The 18,542-nt window shown below is 41.9% G+C and carries 22 protein-coding genes; 5 read left to right on the top strand and 17 right to left on the bottom strand.

Annotated features, from left to right (window positions below; all coding sequences use genetic code 11):
* Positions 1–10 precede the first annotated feature (10 nt).
* The 3 genes from FZ941_RS04690 to FZ941_RS04680 are packed head-to-tail and all read left to right on the top strand — an operon-like array spanning position 11 to position 2,637.
* Entirely contained in the window at positions 11–1,123 is a 1,113-nt protein-coding gene (locus tag FZ941_RS04690; RefSeq protein WP_148887021.1) for a CHAP domain-containing protein, read from the top strand.
* A gap of 12 nt (positions 1,124–1,135) precedes the next feature.
* The gene (locus FZ941_RS04685) at positions 1,136–1,408 is read left to right on the top strand and encodes an excisionase family DNA-binding protein (protein WP_148887020.1); all 273 of its coding nucleotides are present in this window, start codon (positions 1,136–1,138) and stop codon (positions 1,406–1,408) included.
* Between the two features lie 11 nt (positions 1,409–1,419).
* A complete protein-coding gene (locus FZ941_RS04680) occupies positions 1,420–2,637 on the top strand; it encodes a site-specific integrase (RefSeq protein WP_148887019.1) in 1,218 nt (405 codons plus the stop codon).
* Between the two features lie 110 nt (positions 2,638–2,747).
* On the opposite strand, the gene rpsI is transcribed toward FZ941_RS04680, so the two are convergent.
* From rpsI to FZ941_RS04650, 6 genes are all read right to left on the bottom strand, one after another.
* Positions 2,748–3,140, bottom strand: a complete 393-nt coding sequence (rpsI, locus tag FZ941_RS04675; protein WP_002902303.1) for a 30S ribosomal protein S9 — start codon at positions 3,138–3,140, stop codon at positions 2,748–2,750.
* Between the two features lie 18 nt (positions 3,141–3,158).
* A complete protein-coding gene (gene rplM / locus FZ941_RS04670; protein ID WP_003026230.1) occupies positions 3,159–3,605 on the bottom strand; it encodes a 50S ribosomal protein L13 in 447 nt (148 codons plus the stop codon).
* A 183-nt stretch (positions 3,606–3,788) separates the two neighbouring features.
* Positions 3,789–4,652, bottom strand: coding sequence for a DegV family protein (locus FZ941_RS04665; RefSeq protein ID WP_148887018.1), 864 nt, complete (start codon positions 4,650–4,652; stop codon positions 3,789–3,791).
* Positions 4,653–4,794: 142 nt separating this feature from the next.
* Positions 4,795–5,439: a hypothetical protein gene (locus tag FZ941_RS04660; protein WP_148887017.1), complete on the bottom strand. Its 645-nt coding sequence runs from the start codon at positions 5,437–5,439 to the stop codon at positions 4,795–4,797.
* The gene (gene rlmB / locus FZ941_RS04655; protein ID WP_148887016.1) at positions 5,439–6,170 is read right to left on the bottom strand and encodes a 23S rRNA (guanosine(2251)-2'-O)-methyltransferase RlmB; all 732 of its coding nucleotides are present in this window, start codon (positions 6,168–6,170) and stop codon (positions 5,439–5,441) included. The genes FZ941_RS04660 and rlmB overlap by 1 nt, the downstream gene beginning before the upstream one ends.
* A 529-nt stretch (positions 6,171–6,699) precedes the next feature.
* A complete protein-coding gene (locus FZ941_RS04650; protein WP_125372661.1) occupies positions 6,700–7,068 on the bottom strand; it encodes a hypothetical protein in 369 nt (122 codons plus the stop codon).
* A 215-nt stretch (positions 7,069–7,283) separates the two neighbouring features.
* Between FZ941_RS04650 and FZ941_RS04645 the strand changes: the two genes are divergently transcribed.
* Positions 7,284–8,174 (top strand): helix-turn-helix domain-containing protein, encoded by an 891-nt coding sequence (locus tag FZ941_RS04645; RefSeq protein ID WP_148887015.1) that lies wholly within the window; start codon positions 7,284–7,286, stop codon positions 8,172–8,174.
* Between the two features lie 173 nt (positions 8,175–8,347).
* Here the strand turns inward: FZ941_RS04645 and tig are convergent, their stop codons facing one another.
* The 5 genes from tig to truA form a co-directional block, all read right to left on the bottom strand.
* Positions 8,348–9,631, bottom strand: coding sequence for a trigger factor (gene tig / locus FZ941_RS04640; protein ID WP_148887014.1), 1,284 nt, complete (start codon positions 9,629–9,631; stop codon positions 8,348–8,350).
* Positions 9,632–10,059: 428 nt separating this feature from the next.
* Positions 10,060–10,623 carry a TIGR01440 family protein gene (locus FZ941_RS04630; RefSeq protein ID WP_148887013.1) on the bottom strand — a complete coding sequence of 188 codons (564 nt, stop codon included), beginning with the start codon at positions 10,621–10,623 and terminating at the stop codon, positions 10,060–10,062.
* Between the two features lie 12 nt (positions 10,624–10,635).
* Entirely contained in the window at positions 10,636–11,118 is a 483-nt protein-coding gene (locus FZ941_RS04625) for an ECF transporter S component (RefSeq protein WP_015605737.1), read from the bottom strand.
* Positions 11,108–11,869, bottom strand: a complete 762-nt coding sequence (locus FZ941_RS04620; protein WP_148887012.1) for a bifunctional hydroxymethylpyrimidine kinase/phosphomethylpyrimidine kinase — start codon at positions 11,867–11,869, stop codon at positions 11,108–11,110. The genes FZ941_RS04625 and FZ941_RS04620 overlap by 11 nt, the downstream gene beginning before the upstream one ends.
* Positions 11,859–12,608: a tRNA pseudouridine(38-40) synthase TruA gene (gene truA, locus FZ941_RS04615; RefSeq protein WP_148887011.1), complete on the bottom strand. Its 750-nt coding sequence runs from the start codon at positions 12,606–12,608 to the stop codon at positions 11,859–11,861. The genes FZ941_RS04620 and truA overlap by 11 nt, the downstream gene beginning before the upstream one ends.
* A gap of 121 nt (positions 12,609–12,729) precedes the next feature.
* On the opposite strand from truA, the gene FZ941_RS04610 reads away from it, so the two are divergent.
* The gene (locus tag FZ941_RS04610) at positions 12,730–13,221 is read left to right on the top strand and encodes an NUDIX hydrolase (protein WP_187418377.1); all 492 of its coding nucleotides are present in this window, start codon (positions 12,730–12,732) and stop codon (positions 13,219–13,221) included.
* A 146-nt stretch (positions 13,222–13,367) separates the two neighbouring features.
* Here FZ941_RS04610 and FZ941_RS04605 read toward each other — a convergent pair whose 3' ends face one another.
* From FZ941_RS04605 to accD, 6 genes are all read right to left on the bottom strand, one after another.
* Entirely contained in the window at positions 13,368–14,519 is a 1,152-nt protein-coding gene (locus tag FZ941_RS04605) for an FtsX-like permease family protein (RefSeq protein ID WP_148887010.1), read from the bottom strand.
* A gap of 3 nt (positions 14,520–14,522) precedes the next feature.
* Positions 14,523–15,203 (bottom strand): ABC transporter ATP-binding protein, encoded by a 681-nt coding sequence (locus FZ941_RS04600; protein WP_148887009.1) that lies wholly within the window; start codon positions 15,201–15,203, stop codon positions 14,523–14,525.
* Positions 15,200–15,778 carry a TetR/AcrR family transcriptional regulator gene (locus FZ941_RS04595; protein WP_148887008.1) on the bottom strand — a complete coding sequence of 193 codons (579 nt, stop codon included), beginning with the start codon at positions 15,776–15,778 and terminating at the stop codon, positions 15,200–15,202. The genes FZ941_RS04600 and FZ941_RS04595 overlap by 4 nt, the downstream gene beginning before the upstream one ends.
* A 397-nt stretch (positions 15,779–16,175) precedes the next feature.
* Complete coding sequence (locus FZ941_RS04585; RefSeq protein WP_148887007.1) at positions 16,176–16,724, bottom strand: carboxymuconolactone decarboxylase family protein; 549 nt, start codon at positions 16,722–16,724, stop codon at positions 16,176–16,178.
* A gap of 183 nt (positions 16,725–16,907) precedes the next feature.
* Entirely contained in the window at positions 16,908–17,678 is a 771-nt protein-coding gene (locus FZ941_RS04580) for an acetyl-CoA carboxylase carboxyl transferase subunit alpha (RefSeq protein ID WP_148887006.1), read from the bottom strand.
* Entirely contained in the window at positions 17,675–18,538 is an 864-nt protein-coding gene (accD, locus tag FZ941_RS04575; RefSeq protein ID WP_148887005.1) for an acetyl-CoA carboxylase, carboxyltransferase subunit beta, read from the bottom strand. The genes FZ941_RS04580 and accD overlap by 4 nt, the downstream gene beginning before the upstream one ends.
* Positions 18,539–18,542 lie beyond the last annotated feature (4 nt).

Genomic DNA, 18,542 nt, shown 5'->3' with positions numbered 1-18,542 from the left:
AGGAGGGTTTATGAAAAAAATCAAATGGTTTCTCATCCTCGGTCTCCTCCCTCTGCTCATGCCGATTCTTGTTATTCTCATTCTTGCCTCTGCTATGGCTGGGGGCTCTATTGGTGGAAATTCCAACAGTCAAAACGGAGTTACCTATTCTGAACACTGGTCAGACGGGGACGCCTACACACATAATCTATTAGTTCATCGTTACGGAATCAAGGCCTCACAATTAGATGGATTCCTAAAAACTCTAGGAATCAACTATGATTCAAGTCGCATCAATGGGACAAAATTGTTAGAGTGGGAAGCCAAGTCAAATCTGGATGTTCGAGCGATACTTGCAATCGCATTGAATGAAAGTTCACTAGGAACTGCTGGAGTTGCTACAAATCCAGGAGCCAATATGTTTGGCTATGGAGCTTTTGACTCTAATCCCGAAAATGCCAATAACTTCAATGATGAGGTTGCCGTAGTCGCTCTTACCCAACAAACTATCATTGGTAATAAAAATCAAACCTTCAAAATCCAGGACGACAAGGCAAAGAAGTTAGCTTCTGGCACTTTGAATACTGCCGTTGATGGAGGGGTCTACTTTACAGACACTTCTGGTTCAGGAAAAAGAAGAGCTGAAACCATGCAAAAACTGGATACTTACATTGATGAAAACGGGGGAACTCCAAAAGCACCTAAACAAACTACAAGTAAAACAAGAGACGGTGGCGGTGTTACTTCAAGCGATATTCCAGAAGGCTACAGTCTTACTCAAGTTATTGATACTACTAACTATATCGCAAGTTCTTATCCATGGGGGCAATGTACTTGGTTTGTCTATAACCGTGGAAAAGAAGTTGGTGTCAACTTTGACCCTTATATGGGGAATGGTAATCAATGGATGGAAAAACCAGGTTATACAACTACAAATACGCCAACTGAACACTCTGCCTTATCCTTCTCATCGAGTCAAGCTGGCGCAGACCCAGTATACGGGCATGTAGCATTTGTAGAGCAAGTTAAATCTGATGGATCCATACTTATTTCCGAATCTAATTTTAAGGGACTCGGAATAGTCAGCTATCGAACATTCGATGCAGAATCAGCTAAACAATTTACATATGTCTTAGGACATTAGAAAGGAGAAAATATGTTAGTACAATTACCTGACGAACAAACACAAGAAATTCAACAAATGATTGCAACACTCTTAAAAAACGAAATTCATCACTTTAAAGAAGAAATTGGGGCAGATAGTCCTTTTCTTAATAAAAAGCAAACTTGTAATTATCTGGGTGTATCCAATAACACTTTAGATATTTGGATTGCTATGGGACTACCATTTATTCGAATTGGAAAATCCATTCGCTTTAATAAAGAAAGTATCAATCAGTGGATGACAAGATTAGAAATTAGCGCATAAAGGGGAAAACAGTGGCAATAAAGAAAACAAAAAATGGAACATATCATCTAAAAGTATATATTCCAGCAGAAGTTCAAGGAAAACTCGGTTTAGGACAATATTTTGAAAAAAGATATAAAAGTAAACGAGAAGCGAAAGAAGCAGAAATAAAATTAAACATTGATATTGAAAATGCACGATTAGGTAGACAACCCATAGATTCAAAACTTAATGGGAATATCTTATTTAAAGATTTTTATAAAGATATTTGGCTGGAACCTTACAAAGCAGGTCAAACCACTACTACTATAAAACCTCCTACTAAAGCTACTGTTTTTCAAACAGAGAGTATTTTTAGATTACATATTCTTCCGATATTAGGGAAATACTCGCTAGAGCATTTAATAAATAATAAACAACTAGTTCTGTCACTCCTTACTCCCAAAGCAAATAGTTATGCTAATTTCAAGGTCATTAGGAGCTATGTAAATTCTGTTTTCGATTGGGCTGAGGAGCTTGAGTATATTCCATCAAATAAACTCCGAAAGACAATTAGTAGAATTAAAGCAAATAAAAAAATTCTCCTTAAAGAGAGTAAACGTGAAGAAGATCTTTCTCTCGATAAAGAGGAGTTAAAGTTATGGTTACAAGCTTTTGACACTGATTTAGAGGAAGGACTTATTGAGCTAAAAGACTACACTCTCTTTTATACAACATTCTTCTTATCTGACCGAAAATCAGAAAGTTATGCTTTGCAATGGAAGCACATCAACTTTTCAACTGGAGAAATACTCATAGAACAAGCTTTAGACCGTTTTGGCAATGTAAAATCAACTAAAGGGAACAAAAAAACTCTCTTTAAAGCTCCGACTGAATTGATGGAACTTCTAGAGAATTGGAAAGTTAGACAACAAGAAGAACTCAAACTTTTTGGACTACGACAAACACAGAAACAATTTGTGTTTACATATAATGACCGGACTAATAACATAAATTTACCTCTCCATACAGACTATCTCAACTACCGAATGAAATCTGTAAGAAAAAGACATCCTGAACTTGCCCCAGCATCTCCACATAAATTGAGACACACAGGTGCTACTTTAGCGAAACGAGCTGGTGTCTCACTAGAGACTATTTCTGAAGCTCTAACTCATAGCGATAAACAGGTAACAAAAATATATGTAAATACAGCTGATACCGTTAATCAGACAGTTGGTGAAATTGCTTTTAGGAATCTCAAAAAATGATTCAGGGAAATCTCAGGGAAATTTTCAGGGAAATTCTTGATTTTTAAACAAAAAAAGACATCCAAGAGAAAATTCTTGAATGTCTGTAAACGTTGATATAATCGTATTGATTAACGTTTTGAGAATTGTGATGCTTTACGAGCTTTCTTAAGACCTGGCTTCTTACGTTCTACCATACGGGCATCACGAGTAAGAAGGCCTGCGCGTTTCAATGAATCGCGGAAGTCTGGGTCTACTTGAAGAAGGGCACGAGCGATACCGTGACGGATAGCGCCTGATTGACCAGCGTAGCCACCACCATCAACGTTTACAAAAACGTCGTATTGACCAACAGTTGAAGTAACTGCGAATGGTTGGTTGATAACCAAACGAAGGTCAGCGTGTGGGATGTACTCTTCAACATCTTTTTTGTTTACAGTGATTTTACCAGTTCCTGGAACAAGGCGAACGCGTGCAACAGCGTTTTTACGACGTCCAGTACCTGCATATTGTGCTTGTGACATACTTTATTGTTCCTTTCCTTAGATAAGTCCTGAAATATCAAGAACTTCTGGTTGTTGTGCAGCGTGAGTGTGCTCAGCGCCTACAAATACTTTCAACTTCATACCTTGAGCGCGGCCAAGAGTATTGTGTGGAAGCATACCTTTAACTGATTTTTCGATCAAACGAACAGCGTTCTTAGAGCGAAGTTCACCAGCAGTGATAGACTTCAAACCACCTGGGTACATTGAGTGAGTGTAGTAAACTTTATCAGTTGCTTTTTTACCAGTCAATTTAACTTTTTCAGCGTTGATAACGATTACGAAGTCACCTGTATCAGTGTGTGGTGTGAATGTTGGTTTGTTTTTTCCACGAAGTACGCTTGCTACAACTGCAGAAAGGCGTCCAAGAGGTACATCAGTAGCGTCTACTACATACCATTTGCGTTCAACTTCACCTGGCTTAGCCATGTATGTTGTTTTGTTCATGATTTCTCCTATATGAATATCGTTTTTGTTTACAGGGCGGATGTTCCGGTCCGCGGGTTATTTGAAAGGTTCCGGGGCCTTACAAATGGGGTAAACAATACCGCCTACTATCATACCAAATTTTCTAACCAAAAGTCAATATATTTGATGCAATTATTTATAAAATAACGATTTCATTTCTATTTAGTCTGAAAGTTCACTGCCAATGCTAAAAAGTCCTAGAGTACCTGGGCCGGTATGCGTCGAAATAACCGGACCAAGAGGCAGTATAAGGACTTCTGTGACCTGCCCAGAAGCTAAAAGCTGCTCCTTGACAGTTTCAGCGACTTCTTTTTCACCTGCATAGGCGACCACCACCCGTGGATCAGAAATCGTATCTAAGGTCATCCGAACCACCTCAGCCTGCGCCTTCTTCTTGCCTCGCACCTTAGCGACCGAATCCAGACTTCCATCAGCTGTGACTGCGATAATGGGCTTAATATTGACCAAGCTTCCCATGAGAGCCGCTGCCTTGGAAATACGGCCACCCCGCATGAGGTGGTTGAGGTCATCTACTAAGAAATAGGTCTGGACTCTAGGCACTAGACTTTGGAGCAAGTCTGCCGTCTGCTCCAGACTTTGACCTGCCGCTCTCGCTTCTACAGCCTTCATGACCAAGAGGCCTTCACCCATCGAAGCTGCCTTGGTATCAAGGATGGTGATGATCGCCTCAGGATAATCCTCTAAGACCATCTCCCTTGCCATGACTGCACTTTGGTAGGTTCCAGACAAGGCTGAAGCAAAAGCCACATAGAGAACCGCTGTGCCCTCCTGAGCATACTGGCGGAAAACATCTTCAAATTGGCCGACATTGATCTGGCTGGTAGTTGGCTTGCTGCCAGACTCCATCTTGGCTAAAAGCTGCTCACTGGTCAGCTTATCTGGTCCGACGGTCTCGTAGGTTTGCCCGTCCAGCTGAATGGTCAAGCCCAGAACCTGCACATCATGTTCTTGGGTCCAGCTTTCTGGCAGATCTGCCGTCGAATCCGTTAAAATTTTAAAGGTCATCTTTTTTCTCCATCATTTTTTAGTTGCCACAGAGAAGACTTCTCCATGGACATAAGCGGGTTAGTAGTGGTGCTTTGACTGCCACCATATCGAGACTAGCTATGGAAATTTCTTACTTCTTAGGAAAGCTAGTTTCGCTCGGTTAGTCTAGAACAGGACTAACACCTTGAAAGCCTTTCAAATCAAAAATATATTGGAAATATTCATCTTGTGAATTTTTTAAAATAAGGTTTGCTTTGCCATTAAGCAATTCAATACAGGTCCATTCCCCATCTAAACACTCAACATTATATTTTTTATCTTCTAAAAATAAATTTGATAATTGCACCTCTGGATATTTATTTTGAAAAGAAACCATCCCAGAGTTATCACTTCGGAAAGCAAGCACAGGAACTTCCACTTTTTGGTTCCCCATATAAAAGGAACTCATACACCTCTTTTCAGCAAGGCACTCATATTTTCCTTTTACATAATTCACAATCTCTTTATTTAAAATTGTAGAAAAATTGAGAATACTGATGAAATCCGCCTTATCACTAGATAAGGTTTCTACCTCAATGAGGTATTTCAAAGCGCCATTTACCTGACTTCCTTGACCGTATAAATCCGTGCAATTCAAGGAATACTGGGTCAATAAGTCCTCTAAGGGATACTGGTCTGCTTCCTCAGTGATTTCAAAGCAAAAGCAATAATTATCTTCTCTTTTATTATGGTAGATAGCATAAATGATCGGCTCAAACGTTTCTGTTTGATATTTTTCTAACAGATAGCTTCCTAGTACTTGCATTAGCCCACCCGATTTCTAAAGACTTCATACATGAGAATGGCCGCTGCGACGCTGGCGTTGAGGCTTTGGACATGACCATTCATGGGAATGGTCAGCATTTCGTCCACTTGCTTCTTGATGTTGCTGGAAATCCCCTTGCCTTCGTTGCCGATGATGAGGGCCAACTTTCCTGCCGTATTCCACTTATGAACAGGCGTCCCCTGCATATCCGTCCCAAAAATCCAGAAGCCAGCTTCCTTGAGCTTGTCCAGAGTCTGGCTGAGATTGGTCACACGGGCAATGGGAATGTGCTCGATAGCGCCCGTAGAGGTCTTGGCCACAACTGGTGTCACGCCGACTGCTCGGTGCTTAGGAATGATCACTCCAGTCACATTGGTCGCGTCAGCCGTGCGCAAGATAGAGCCCAGATTATGCGGGTCTGTCAAGCCATCCAAAATCAACAGCAGAGGATTCTCTTTCTGCTCTGCTTTTTTCAAAACATCCGCCAAATCTGCATAGGCAAACTCCGATACCCGCAAGACAAAGCCTTGGTGAACAGCTCCATCTGTCATCTCCTGCAAGGTTTTCTTGGGTGTCCAAGAGATGGAGACCTTCTTTTCTGCCGCCAGATCTTTCAGCTTGCTCACGTTTTTGCCACGCAAGTCGTCCTGAATGTAAAGTTTATTTCCCGTATTGGCCATCAAGGCCTCGGTCACAGCATGCACGCCGTAAACAATATCATTTTTTTCCATACTAACAGTATATCACAAGCTCCCCAAAAAAATCTGTCTAAAAGCTAAATATCTCTCTATGACAGCCTAGCATTTCTCAGCAATCAGCTAAAAGCTGCTTTTTGGTATCCTATTTATTTTTGAAACAATTCCCTATTTGAGACCTAGAAAGAAATCTCCCTCTCGTCAAATACTTACTTTTGGCCAACAGCTATCAAAAAGTATCATTTACCTCAAAAACTAAAGGAAAGTGACCGACCGAGGCCTAAGCTACCAAAAAACTATAGGAAAAGTGGCTAGCCAAGGCTTAGATTGCAATAAAACTATAGGAAAAGTGAGCGGCCGAGGCCTAGATTACCAAGAATCTATAGGAAAAGTAGCCAGCCGAGGCTTAAGCTAGACATACTTCCTCTAACCAGTTACTCCAAGAGGTCAAACTTTTTATCATAGAGCCCAAAATCTAAACATGCAACAAAAAAAGTTCCACTTTTAAGTGGAACTTTTCTCTCTAATTCAACAACCAGCAATTAACATCAGCAAGTTGTATGATTTAGTTATTCTTAAGTGCTTCTTTGATTTCACCAACTGTTGCAGCAACACTTTTATCTTGGAAAGATTTTAATTCTTTATTGCCATTCTCATCAGTTGTCTCTACTGGATTACTGTAGTCATCTGTAGAGCTAGTTGTAAAACCACCTGATTTGTCTGCAATGATCAGTTTACTGTCTGATAAACCTGAAAAGTAGTCATTAATTTCTTTTTCAGATTTACCTTTTAGTAAATTCTTATAAATTGAAATCGTCTGATTTTCGTTTGTTTTACCGATTGTTGTTTCTGCAATAACTGGTTTCAGCAAAGTATATGAAGCAATTCCTAATGCTACGACTGATAAAGTTAACAGCATCTTTTTCTTAGCCATTTTTGACCTACTTTCTTATTTCTAAATTCCATATCCTACACAATTCTCTAGCCTAACATAGAGTTTAGTAAGAATATATAAGAAAATGACAGAACATAATTTACGACTTGAATTTTTTTATATTTCTTTGCATTCCTCCTTACTAAATTATATAATGTAGTCAGAATCATGTAGTATTGTTTTAACTATTTTCAAGCTTTTTTGGAGATTATGATATGAGATATGATTTTGGAAAAGTTTATCAAGAAATTAGAAAGTCTAAAAACCTCACTCAGTCAGATGTGTGTGGCAATGTACTGTCTCCTACAACACTCTCTAAAATAGAGAATGGACTTGTCGTTCCAAAGTATGAGAACATGGCTTTTTTACTTCAACAAATTAATATGAGCTTTGATGAATTTGATTATATTTGTAATCTTTACCATCCTAGTGAGCATACCCAACTATTAAATCAAATCAGCAATATTCATTCAATTAGTGGAGTAGGAGAACTTGAAACTATTTATAAAAAATGTGAATCTTATCTAAAAACTCATTGGGATATCTCTATCCAAAAATTGCACCAATCCTTGACAGTCATACTTCAAGTCAGAAAGAATGGAATTTCAAACAGAGATAAGGTGACACCAGATATCGTTGACATTTTACGGAACGATCTAAAACACCATGACACCTGGTACGCATCAGATTTCAACATTTTAAACTCCATTCTTTTTGTCCTTCCTACGGAGACTATTCTAGATACAACTCAATTAGTTCTTCACAGACTAGAAAAATACTCTGACTTCCAAAATATCCTTCCTATAAAGTTAGCTCTTCTATCAAATTTGTCTACCTTTTATTTTTATTACAAACATTTTCCGATGTGCAGTCATATTTGTTCGATGGTTATTAAAACAGCAAAATTACTTAAACGGTATGATGCAATTGCATTTCATTCGGCTAGAATCGGAATTTGTGATGCTAATGAGGAACTGACACAAAAGAATCTTGAAATATTACGTTTACTAGAGGAAGATGAGTTATTAAAAATTATTGAAAACGAAATAGCTGCATTTCATGCTACTAAAGCATTAAACGAAATGGGTATGCCATGGATGTTGTGATATGAGCTCTATAATTTCTACAGAGATTAACTCCCTGTAGGAATTGTAGAGCTTATTTTAATCTAGAGATTAGCTTTCCCATTTTAAACCATCCCTCCAAGATCAAAAAAGAGAGAACAAATCGTTCTCTCCTGTGCTTGCATTTGTCATCCACTAGGGCTGACTAGAAGCTATTATTTTACTTTAGCAGTGCTTGTGATAACTTCAACTGCTTTTTTAACAGCGATATCATGTTTAAGCATTTCTTCTGAAAGCAATTGGCGAACGCGGTCTGCTTCCATGTTGTAGTCTGTTGCCAATGAAGTGATTTCTGCTTCAACTTCTTCAGCGCTAGCTTCAAAGCCTTCTGCTTTCGCAACTGCTTCTACAACAAGGTTAGTCTTAGTACGTGCTGCAGCATCTGCTTCATATTGTTTGTGAAGGTCTTCTTGAGTTGTACCAGTGATTTGGAAGTACATATCAGGAGAGATACCTTGACGTTGCATGTTTCCGAGGAATTCGTTCACAGCGCGATGAACTTCTTCGTGAATCATTTCTTCTGGAAGGTCAACGATTTCTGCATTTTCTACTGCAAGATCAATCGCTGCTGCTTCAACTGCATCGTTGTAAGCTGCTTCCTTCGCTTCTGCTAATTCTTTACGGTATTTTTCTTTCAATTCAGCAAGAGTTTCAACTTCTTCGTCGATGTCTTTTGCAAGTTCATCATCAAGAGCTGGAACTTCTTTTTCTTTAACTTCATGGATTGTTGTAACGAATTTTGCTTCTTTACCAGCAAGGTCAGCTGCTTGGTAGTCTTCTGGGAAGGTTACAACAACATCTACTGTTTCACCAGCTGAGTGGCCAACCAATTGGTCTTCGAAGCCTGGGATGAATTGACCTGAACCAAGTCCAAGTGAGAAGTTATCACCTTTTCCGCCGTCAAATTCAACACCGTCAACAGAACCAACAAAGTCGATGACAACTGTATCACCTTCAGCTGCTGCTCCATCTTTCAGAACCAATTCAGCCAAGTTGTTGCGTTCACGCTCAATGCGCTCATCAACTTCAGCGTCAGTAACTTCCTTAGAAACTTCTACAGATACTTCAAGGTCTTTGTAAGCACCCAATTTCACTTCAGGTTTTGTCACAACTTCAGCAGTGATCACCCAGTCTTGGCCTTTTTCCATTGAAGTTACATCAATTTTTGGTTGTGCAACCACTTCAAGACCAGCTTCTTTTACAGCTGCTTCATAAGCTGCTGGAAGCAATGCATTCAAGACATCTTGATAAAGTGATTCTTCACCAAAACGTTGGTTGAAGACTGGACGAGGAATATGACCTTTACGGAAACCTGGTACAGCAATATTTTTCTTAACTGCATTAAAAGCACGATCCAAAGCAGGTTTGATTTGGTCTTGACCGATAGTAAAAGTCAACACTCCACGATTTGTTTCTTTGTTTTCAAATGATACAGACATTCTGTCAGTTCTCCTTCAAATTTTTTACATACAATCCATTATAACATAAGTAGCAGTTTTTTCAAGCGACACCTTTTATTTTTCGCCTTTTTCCCCGTTCACAAGCCAAAATCCAAGCCACTTTTTGCTCTTTTTTGACCATTTGCCCAGCTCTTAGCAGACAATATTCTCCTATCACTGTGGGTTTATTTCCCTCACCAGCACGAGAATCGACTAGCAAAGTCTACCATTTGGGAAAAGAGAGTGGGACAGAAATCGGTCATTCGTTAGAATTCGATTTCGTCGTCCCACCTCCGCACAGTTGAGTAGGGCTGTAAAAGCTGATGAAATCAGCGTAGTAGAGCCCACTCAACCACTGCGTCTTGCTCGACAATCCAAAGACAATTGAGAGGCTAGGACTTTTGTCCCAGCCTCTTTCTACTATCCTACTAAGATTTTCGAATCCTATCTTCGATATAAGACGCTCTAGCTCCGCCAATTAACTTGGGACGACTGGCAAGGGCGGTAACGTGAGCCTGACCCAAACTGCGTAGCTGAGGGCGAATCGGAACCTGAACATGCTTGACATGCATTCCGATTGACGTATCTCCCACATCCAAGCCAGCATGGGCTGTGATAAACTCAACCTCCACAGGATCTTTCATATAGTCAAAAGCCGCTAGCTGGCCACTCCCGCCTGCATGTAGACTGGGCAGGACATTGACAATCTCTAGGTCTTTCTTTTCTGCCAATTCTCGCTCCACGACCAAGGCGCGATTGAGGTGTTCACAGCCTTGAACGGCCAAGTAAATCCCCCGAACTTGCAGAATATCTAACAAGGTCTTGACAATGACCTGACCGACTTCCCTGCTGGAATGCTGGCCAATGTGTCCCCCCATGACTTCACTAGAAGATAGACCTAGGACAAAAATATTTCCCTTAACCAAACCCGCCTTGTCCAAGACATCTGTAGCGATCTGGCTGGTCTCCTTTTCAAGCTTCTCTAAATCCATCTCTTACCTCACTTACTCTGGCTGAAGGGCTCTTTTCAAGACAAGGGGAAAGGCTCTATAAAGGGCATAGCCGACCACCAAGCCAAAAATATTTTGCATGACATTGCCCCAAATCGCTGCGATAGCTGCACCAGGTCCACTCAAAATGCTACCAAAGAGAGCATAACCGCCGACCATGGCAAGTCCAGCCAAGAGTAGACCGATATAACGCTGCTTGCCAGTGAAGCCGGCAAAGTAGCCTTGAAGGCCATGGCAGATGAGACTGAAGACCATCCACTGAGGATAGCCGGCCACCAAGTCAATCAAGAGACCGGACAAGCCCCCAACCAAGGCTCCTTCCTTACGACCAAAATAAAATGCGGTAAAGTAAATCCCTGCATCTAGCAAGGTCAGAAAGCCAGTTGGCGTCGGGATTTTGAAAAAATTCCCCAAAACAATAGATAGGGCTGTAATGACAGCCAGCAAAGCGATTTTTCTTGTCTGATTATTTTTCATATTGAATAACTCCATACTGATCTGAGCGCTGGATAGCGCGGTAAACAAAATCTTTTGAATAGTTGACGGCTTCAAGAGGTGATTGGCCTGCTAAAAGCTGACTAGCTATGCTAGAAGCAAAGGTACAGCCGGCTCCTGTATTATTATTTGCTAAAACAGGGCTTTCTAACAACTCAAAGTCTTTGCCATCGTAAAATAAATCAAGGGCCCGATCTTGACTGAAACGATTTCCTCCCTTGATTACGACATTTTGAGCTCCTAGTTCATGGAGGGTCACAGCCGCAGCCTTGAGGTCATCCAGACTCTTGATCTCCGACTGGGTCAGGATCTCTGCTTCTGGTAGATTGGGCGTGATAATGGTCGTATAAGGGAAAAATTTGATCAATTCATCTCGGAGAGCCGAAACTTCCACATCATGGGTTTCCTTGCAGACTAGGACAGGGTCTAGCACGACTGGTATGCCCGCTTGCTTTTTGATGAAGGCCAGGGCCTGATCTGCAATGGCAACCGTCGGTAACAAGCCCAACTTGATGGCCGAAAACGGCACATCTTTGAGCGAGGAGAGTTGCTGCGCAAAGACCTGCTCGTCGGTCGGAAGAACTTCAAAGCCCTTGTCCGTCATAGCGGTCAAGCAAGTCACCGCTACAAAACCATGCAGGCCATAGACCGTATAAGTAGCCAGATCCGCATGAAGACCACCACCACTAAAAATATCATTGCCAGAAAGGGCTAAAATCAGCTTATTCTTCATAAATAATCTCCTTTAGATAAAGACCGTTGGGTGCTGCGGTTGGCCCAGCTAGTTGCCGATCTTTTTCTTCTAAAATCCGTTCGATTTGGTTGACTGGCATCCGCTTATTTCCAATCTTAAGCAAGGTTCCCACCATGTTGCGGATTTGCTTATAGAGAAAGCCATTGCCCGAAAAAGTAAAGACTAGAAAATTGCGTTGCGCATCAAAAGTCAGACTGGCCGTTGTAATCGTGCGAACCTTATTTTCCACACTGGTACCCGAGGCTGTAAAGCCCGTAAAATCATGCGTTCCCTCCAAAGCTTTAATGGCCTGCTCCATCAGAGGAATCTCCAAAGGATAGGGATAGTGGGTCGCATAGTGGCGCATCATTGGATTTTTTGGCCGACCAATATCCACCAGAAACTCATAGGTCTTGCTGTGCGGCTTGTAACGGGCATGAAAATCCTCCGTCACTTCCTCCACAGAAATGACATCTATATCTTCTGGCGTCTGGGTATCCAAGGCAAACCGCAGCTTTTCTTCATCCCTAGCGGAAGGGAGGTCAAAGTGAATGACCTGCCCAAGCGCATGAACGCCGCTGTCGGTCCGACCAGCTCCGTGGATGACAATGGGCTGGCCTTTGTTAATACGAGTTAAGGTTTTTTCAATTTCTTCCTGAACGCTCCGAGCATGAGGCTGGCGCTGAAAGCCAGCAAAGTCATGTCCGTCGTAGGAAATAAGGGCTTTATAACGAGTCATGTCCTTATTTTAACAGGAAAAAAAGCCTGTCGCAAGAGAGAAAGAATAGGACTGTCTGGGTACAGAAAGTATTGACAGGAAGTTCTAAATCAAGTAAACTAAAAAACGCAAGGAGGATACTATGGCAAAGGATATTTCTTATAGGCAAGGACAGGAGCGCTTTCGCTATCGGGCTGCTGCACTCATCATTGAGGAGGAAGCCCTCTGTGTCATATCTTCTCCTAGCGAGGACTATTTCTATTCAGTGGGAGGGGCGGTCAGATTTGGAGAGACCTCCGAAGAAGCTGTCCAGCGAGAAGTTTTCGAAGAAACTGGACAAAGGTATGAGATTGAAAAGCTAGCTTTTGTTCATGAAAATTTATTTTCAAACTCAACCGGTGTCCTCAAAGGACTAGACTGTCATGAGATTTGCTTCTATTACCTAATGAAACCACGCGGCAAGCAATTTGATTACCAAGATAAGCAAGAACAAGTCTATTGGATTCCCCTGACAGACTTGGAAAACTACAAAGTTTTTCCAAAAGAAATCACACACATCCTCAAGCACCTCCAAACAGGCATCCAGCATATCATCAGTAAAAAGAGAGTGGGACAGAAATCGGTCATTCGTTAGAATTCGATTTCGTCGTCCCACCTCCGCACAGTTGAGTAGGGCTGTAAAAGCTGATGAAATCAGCGTAGTAGAGCCCACTCAACCACTGCGTCTTGCTCGACATTCCAAAGACAATTGAGAGGCTAGGACTTTTGTCCCAGCCTCTTTTATTCTCCCAACATGACCTGCTTAATAGTCAGTTGATCTAGCCTCCTGTTGGATAAATAGATTAAACTTTCATAGACTAAGACAAAGACTAGCAAAGTCATCAGGCAGACTCCAAAATCAAAATCATAGTCAACTTTCTGAGCTATGGATTTTTCCATCAATCTGAGTAAAAGCTGCATAATCCCGTATTGATAGCCTGTTCCTAAAACGAAGCCCAAAAAAGCAAGAAAGCGGTAGGGAGCAAACAAACTCTTATGGCACTCATTTCTACTATAACCAAAAACCTTCATAATAGCTAGGGTTTCTTGATTTTCCTGCAGGAGTACTCCCAGCGACAGATAGAGGATTGCCACTGACAGGACAGTACCGATTGACATCATCATGATCTGAATGGTCTCATCTGTCAATTCTTTCATACCAAATGATAGTTGAATCATAGCTGAAAAGCACATCGAACCGAAAATGACAAAGAAAATTAATAACTTTCTAGACCAGAGCAGACTGGCAGAAAGGTCTGTTAAAAAGGGGCGGTCTTTCCTTATTTGCTTTACTGTTTTTCTTTTTGGTGACCTTCGACTAGGGCTGACCCGCTTGAGCAAGTCTAGAGCAGGCAAACGTAGACAATAACTAGCGTAGAGAACAGCTAAAGCAGCAAAGGCAAGAGTCGGCAAGACAACGAGAAACAAGAAGAGGGGCCAATGTTGCCGGATGGTAATTTCAGGCAAAACTCCGCTTTGATTACGCAACTGATAAAAATGTGGCATCATGACAAACGAAGAGAAGTAGCCAGTGCCTGTTCCCAAACCAATTGGAAGACTAAAAAGCCAAAACTTTCGAGCAACTTCCCAGTTTTTATAGCCCAGAGCCTTCAGAATTCCTAATTCTGGCTTATGCTGGTCAATAAATTGCCGAATGTAAAAGAAGAGGAGGAGTATCGATGTTAGGGATAAAACAGCTCCGCTAATGGATGCAATCAACCAAGAAATCGCAACTTGAGCATCGTAAGCAGCTCGAATCTCAGGCAACCAATTTGTTTGATCTAATAAACGGATATCCAGATAAAAATTTAAGAAGAGATTGGTCACAAAGACCGCACAAAAGCTAATAATTGATACAACGACTAATCTATACAAATCTTTTATTGAAAACATAGCTTACCATCCAATCTCATAGGCCGTCTTAGGCTGGCTATTTGTCTCTAAGCTTTGAATCTGACCGCTATTGATATGAACCACAGTCTTAGCCATCTGAGCAATATTTGCATTGTGGGTCACCATGACCAGCGTAAAACCTAGCTCCTCTTGAAGACTTGAAATATAGGCTAGAATCTGACGACCTGTTGCTTCGTCCAAGGCTCCAGTCGGCTCGTCCAAAAAGAGGACACGCGGTCTTTTAGCTAGGGCTCGTGCAATAGCCACCCGCTGCTGCTCACCACCTGACAGCTGACTTGGATAATGCTGAAGTTGATCACCTAAACCTAAAGCCTCCAAAATACGGACATAATCTTGATTGCCTGCTAGGTTGGCGCCCATTTTGACATTTTGCTCCACTGTGAGATTTGGAAGTAAGAAATACTGCTGAAAAATAAAGGCAATCTTCGCTCGACGAAAAGCCGTCAATTGAGCTTCTGTCAGCTGGGATAGATCTTCCTCACCGTAGTATACATGACCACTGTCTGGTTTTTCTAGGCCTGATAAAACGTTGAGCAAGGTTGACTTTCCAGATCCAGAAGCTCCCAAAATGACCAAGTAATCTTGGTCAACAATCTCTAAGTCGATCCCTTTTAAAACTTCTCTTCCATTGTGGGACTTGCGAATTTCCTTTAATCTAATCATTCTTGCTTTCCTTTCATTTCCTTTAGGAGGGCAGTAAATACTTGCGTTAAGCGTTCTGTCACTTCCTCCTGACTAAAAGAATAAATACCCGCTGCTATCATGCTAGCCAAACCATGAGAATAGATAAATAAATGCTGATAAACAAACTCTGCACTCTCTATGGACATGGGATAATCCTCCACAATCGACTCTAATATCTGCTGATAACTATGGTCTTTCTGAGGTAAAAAGTCCTTGAAAGACTCAATGGGGTGCTTGTGAGGATTTAGATAGAGAATTTTAAAAAGCTGAGGTTCCTGACTGGCAAAAAGAATATAGGCCATACCAACTGCTCTGAAAGGCTTGGCTCGCTCCAAAGCCGAACGGATATATTGGACCAGAACGAATTCAGCCGCCCGAACAACCGAATGACTTAGATCCTCCATATTTTCAAACTGACCGAAAATGACCTTGGGGCTAGAATGTAATCGTTCCGCCAGAGAACGAGCCGTCAAACCAGCCAAACCGTCTTCTCTGACAATCCCTAGAGCTGCTTGGATAATTTCATCACGAGTAAATTTATTTTTAGGTGGCATCAGAACTCCTTTTAGATACAATTGTTGCGCAACATTTGTTTCTTAAAATATAATATCACACAAAACATTAAAAAACAAGTATAAAAAGAAGCCTTTCGGCTTCAATTTTTTATATTTTCTAAAGTATTAGTAAAGCTCTTTCAGAAGTTGAGCCAGGGAAAGTCTCCCCAGCTCGGGACTAGTTTTTACTTGGCTATAGCTAATGATAAGAGTCTGGGACAAAAGTCCTAGCCTCTCAATTGTCTTTGGATTGTCGAGCAAGACGCAGTGGTTGAGTGGGCTCTATTACGCTGATTTCATCAGCTTTTACAGCCCTACTCAACTGTGCGGAGGTGGGACGACGAAATCGAATTCTAACGAATTACCGATTTCTGTCCCACTCTCATCTCCTCAAAGGCTAAGCATAAGGCTGCAATTCCGGATTAATTGGTGTGTTGGCCATATTATTGGCATAATTGCAGAGGGTCGCAAGGCTGACACCCAGAACCACATCCAGAGCATTCTCATGCGTATAGCCCGCTTCTAGGAAGTCTGCCAAAGCCTCGTCTCCGACTCGTCCCTTGGTATTAATGACGGCAATGGTAAATTTAGCAAGCGTATCTAGCTTCGGATCTGTATCAATCGGAGTACGATTGCGCAGAGCCTCCAAAAGATCATCATTCATTTGAATCTGCTTGATTGAAAAGGCTGTATGACCCGCTACACAGAAAGCACAGCCATTAGTGACCGCGGCCGTTATCTGCACTACTTCACGCTCAGTCGGTGTCAGACTGTTACGGCGATTGATAGCTCCAACCGTCCGATAAGTTTCCAAAGCCGTTGGCGCATTGGCCAAAAGACCGATAAGATTGGGAATGTAGCCACCGTTATCTTTTTGAACCGTTTCTAAAACCTCTTTCACCTCAGCTGGTGCAGACTCAATCGTATGGATAGTAAATTTTGACATATGAAACCTCATTTCTTTTGATTAGCAACTATCTTAACATAGGTCTGGCAGCTTGTATAATATATATTTTATATGGCCTCTATAAAGAGAATATATTGCTACATGTCAAACCTAAATATATTACCTGCCTTAACTGCCTCCATACCTCTCTCAAGCATGAAAAAGAAGCCCTAAGGCTTCTGGCTAATATTTTCTAAAACGTTGATAACGCTCTTCTAAGAGTTGGTCAAGGGAAAGTTTAGAAAGTTCCGCTAGTTCAGTACTGATCTCTTGCTTGACTGCAGCTAGGAGCTCATTTTTATTAAAGCCGCGTTCGGGGATGACCTTCTCAACGACACCCATCTGCAAAAGCTCATGCGAGGTGATTTTCATCATCTCAGCCGCCTCCATTGCTCGGCTGCCATCCTTCCATAAAATCGAAGCAAAGCCTTCAGGACTGAGAATGGCATACATAGAGTTTTCCAGCATCCAGACCTTGTCAGCAACTGCCAAGGCTAGCGCCCCACCAGAGCCACCCTCGCCGATGATAATGGCAATAATGGGCACTTGCAGATCGCTCATTTCCATGAGATTACAGGCAATTGCCTCACCCTGTCCGCGCTCTTCAGCACCGACGCCAGGATAGGCACCAGCCGTATTGATAAAGGTCACGACTGGACGGCCAAATTTCTCAGCCTGTTTCATGAGACGCAAGGCCTTACGATAGCCTTCAGGATGAGGTTGTCCAAAGTTTCGTCGCAGATTGTCTTGCAAATTGCGACCTTTTTGAATACCGACCACTGTGATCGGCTGACCATTTAATGTTCCGATACCGCCAATGACAGCACCATCATCACGAAAACCACGATCTCCGTGCAATTCCACAAAATCATCAAAAATGCCTTGGGCAAAATCCAGAGCCGTCAAACGGGACTGATCACGCGCTGCTTTGATAATCTGACTGATTTTTGTCATTGGTCACCTCCATGAAAGCTCAAGAGAGTAGCAATCCGATCCCGCAATTCACCACGTTTGACAATCGCATCAACAAAGCCATGCTCCAGCAAAAACTCTGCCTTTTGAAAATCATCTGGCAATTTTTCCCGTACAGTCGACTCAATAACCCGGCGACCAGCAAAGCCTATCAGAGCCTGCGCTTCTGCCAAGATAATATCCCCTTCCATAGCGAAGGAAGCTGTTACACCGCCTGTAGTCGGATCTGTCAAAACGGTCAGGTAAAAAAGACCAGCCTTTGAATGACGTTGCACAGCAGCAGAAGTTTTAGCCATTTGCATCAAGCTCATGATACCTTCCTGCATGCGGGCACCGCCAGAAGCTGTAAAGAGGACGACTGGCAACTGATGCTCTGTCGCATACTCAAAGAGGCGGGTAATCTTCTCACCAACAACCGTTCCCATGGAAGCCATGATAAAGTTAGAATCCATGATCCCAAGGGCAGATTTGTGACCTTTTATCAGAGCGGTTCCTGTCAAAACGGCTTCATCTAGACCAGTCTTTTCCCGCATCTTTGCCAGTTTTTCTTGATAATTTGGAAAATGTAAGGGATCTGTCGTCTCAATACCTGTGAACAATTCCTCAAAGCTTCCTTCATCCACCGTCAAACTCAGGCGCTCAAAAGCTGAAATCCGAAAAGTGTAGCCACAGCTTGGACAGACACGCTCTGCCCCCAAATCCTTTTGATAAATGATATGCTTACAACCTGGACACTTGGAAAAAAGCTCATCTGGAACTTCTGGTTTTGGCTGAGGCAAGGCACGAGAGGAACGATTAGGATTGATTCGAATATATTTATCCTTTTTTGAAAACAAAGGCATTGCT

This window comes from Streptococcus sp. Marseille-P6264, from assembly GCF_902460355.1.
Lineage (GTDB): Bacteria > Bacillota > Bacilli > Lactobacillales > Streptococcaceae > Streptococcus.
Note: the sequence above shows the minus strand (reverse complement) of the source record. Positions and strands in the feature narration are given on the sequence as shown.

What these genes read in the sequence shown, in the direction of transcription:
- FZ941_RS04600 (WP_148887009.1), bottom strand. Translation starts at nt 15,203, where the DNA reads ATGATTAGATTAAAGGAAATTCGCAAGTCCCACAATGGAAGAGAAGTT.
- FZ941_RS04665 (WP_148887018.1), bottom strand. Translation starts at nt 4,652, where the DNA reads ATGACCTTTAAAATTTTAACGGATTCGACGGCAGATCTGCCAGAAAGC.
- accD (WP_148887005.1), bottom strand. Translation starts at nt 18,538, where the DNA reads ATGCCTTTGTTTTCAAAAAAGGATAAATATATTCGAATCAATCCTAAT.
- rplM (WP_003026230.1), bottom strand. Translation starts at nt 3,605, where the DNA reads ATGAACAAAACAACATACATGGCTAAGCCAGGTGAAGTTGAACGCAAA.
- rlmB (WP_148887016.1), bottom strand. Translation starts at nt 6,170, where the DNA reads ATGGAAAAAAATGATATTGTTTACGGCGTGCATGCTGTGACCGAGGCC.
- FZ941_RS04585 (WP_148887007.1), bottom strand. Translation starts at nt 16,724, where the DNA reads ATGTCAAAATTTACTATCCATACGATTGAGTCTGCACCAGCTGAGGTG.
- FZ941_RS04645 (WP_148887015.1), top strand. Translation starts at nt 7,284, where the DNA reads ATGAGATATGATTTTGGAAAAGTTTATCAAGAAATTAGAAAGTCTAAA.
- FZ941_RS04595 (WP_148887008.1), bottom strand. Translation starts at nt 15,778, where the DNA reads ATGCCACCTAAAAATAAATTTACTCGTGATGAAATTATCCAAGCAGCT.
- FZ941_RS04630 (WP_148887013.1), bottom strand. Translation starts at nt 10,623, where the DNA reads ATGGATTTAGAGAAGCTTGAAAAGGAGACCAGCCAGATCGCTACAGAT.
- FZ941_RS04610 (WP_187418377.1), top strand. Translation starts at nt 12,730, where the DNA reads ATGGCAAAGGATATTTCTTATAGGCAAGGACAGGAGCGCTTTCGCTAT.
- truA (WP_148887011.1), bottom strand. Translation starts at nt 12,608, where the DNA reads ATGACTCGTTATAAAGCCCTTATTTCCTACGACGGACATGACTTTGCT.
- FZ941_RS04625 (WP_015605737.1), bottom strand. Translation starts at nt 11,118, where the DNA reads ATGAAAAATAATCAGACAAGAAAAATCGCTTTGCTGGCTGTCATTACA.
- rpsI (WP_002902303.1), bottom strand. Translation starts at nt 3,140, where the DNA reads ATGTCACAAGCACAATATGCAGGTACTGGACGTCGTAAAAACGCTGTT.
- FZ941_RS04605 (WP_148887010.1), bottom strand. Translation starts at nt 14,519, where the DNA reads ATGTTTTCAATAAAAGATTTGTATAGATTAGTCGTTGTATCAATTATT.
- FZ941_RS04620 (WP_148887012.1), bottom strand. Translation starts at nt 11,869, where the DNA reads ATGAAGAATAAGCTGATTTTAGCCCTTTCTGGCAATGATATTTTTAGT.
- tig (WP_148887014.1), bottom strand. Translation starts at nt 9,631, where the DNA reads ATGTCTGTATCATTTGAAAACAAAGAAACAAATCGTGGAGTGTTGACT.
- FZ941_RS04685 (WP_148887020.1), top strand. Translation starts at nt 1,136, where the DNA reads ATGTTAGTACAATTACCTGACGAACAAACACAAGAAATTCAACAAATG.
- FZ941_RS04580 (WP_148887006.1), bottom strand. Translation starts at nt 17,678, where the DNA reads ATGACAAAAATCAGTCAGATTATCAAAGCAGCGCGTGATCAGTCCCGT.
- FZ941_RS04660 (WP_148887017.1), bottom strand. Translation starts at nt 5,439, where the DNA reads ATGCAAGTACTAGGAAGCTATCTGTTAGAAAAATATCAAACAGAAACG.
- FZ941_RS04690 (WP_148887021.1), top strand. Translation starts at nt 11, where the DNA reads ATGAAAAAAATCAAATGGTTTCTCATCCTCGGTCTCCTCCCTCTGCTC.
- FZ941_RS04650 (WP_125372661.1), bottom strand. Translation starts at nt 7,068, where the DNA reads ATGGCTAAGAAAAAGATGCTGTTAACTTTATCAGTCGTAGCATTAGGA.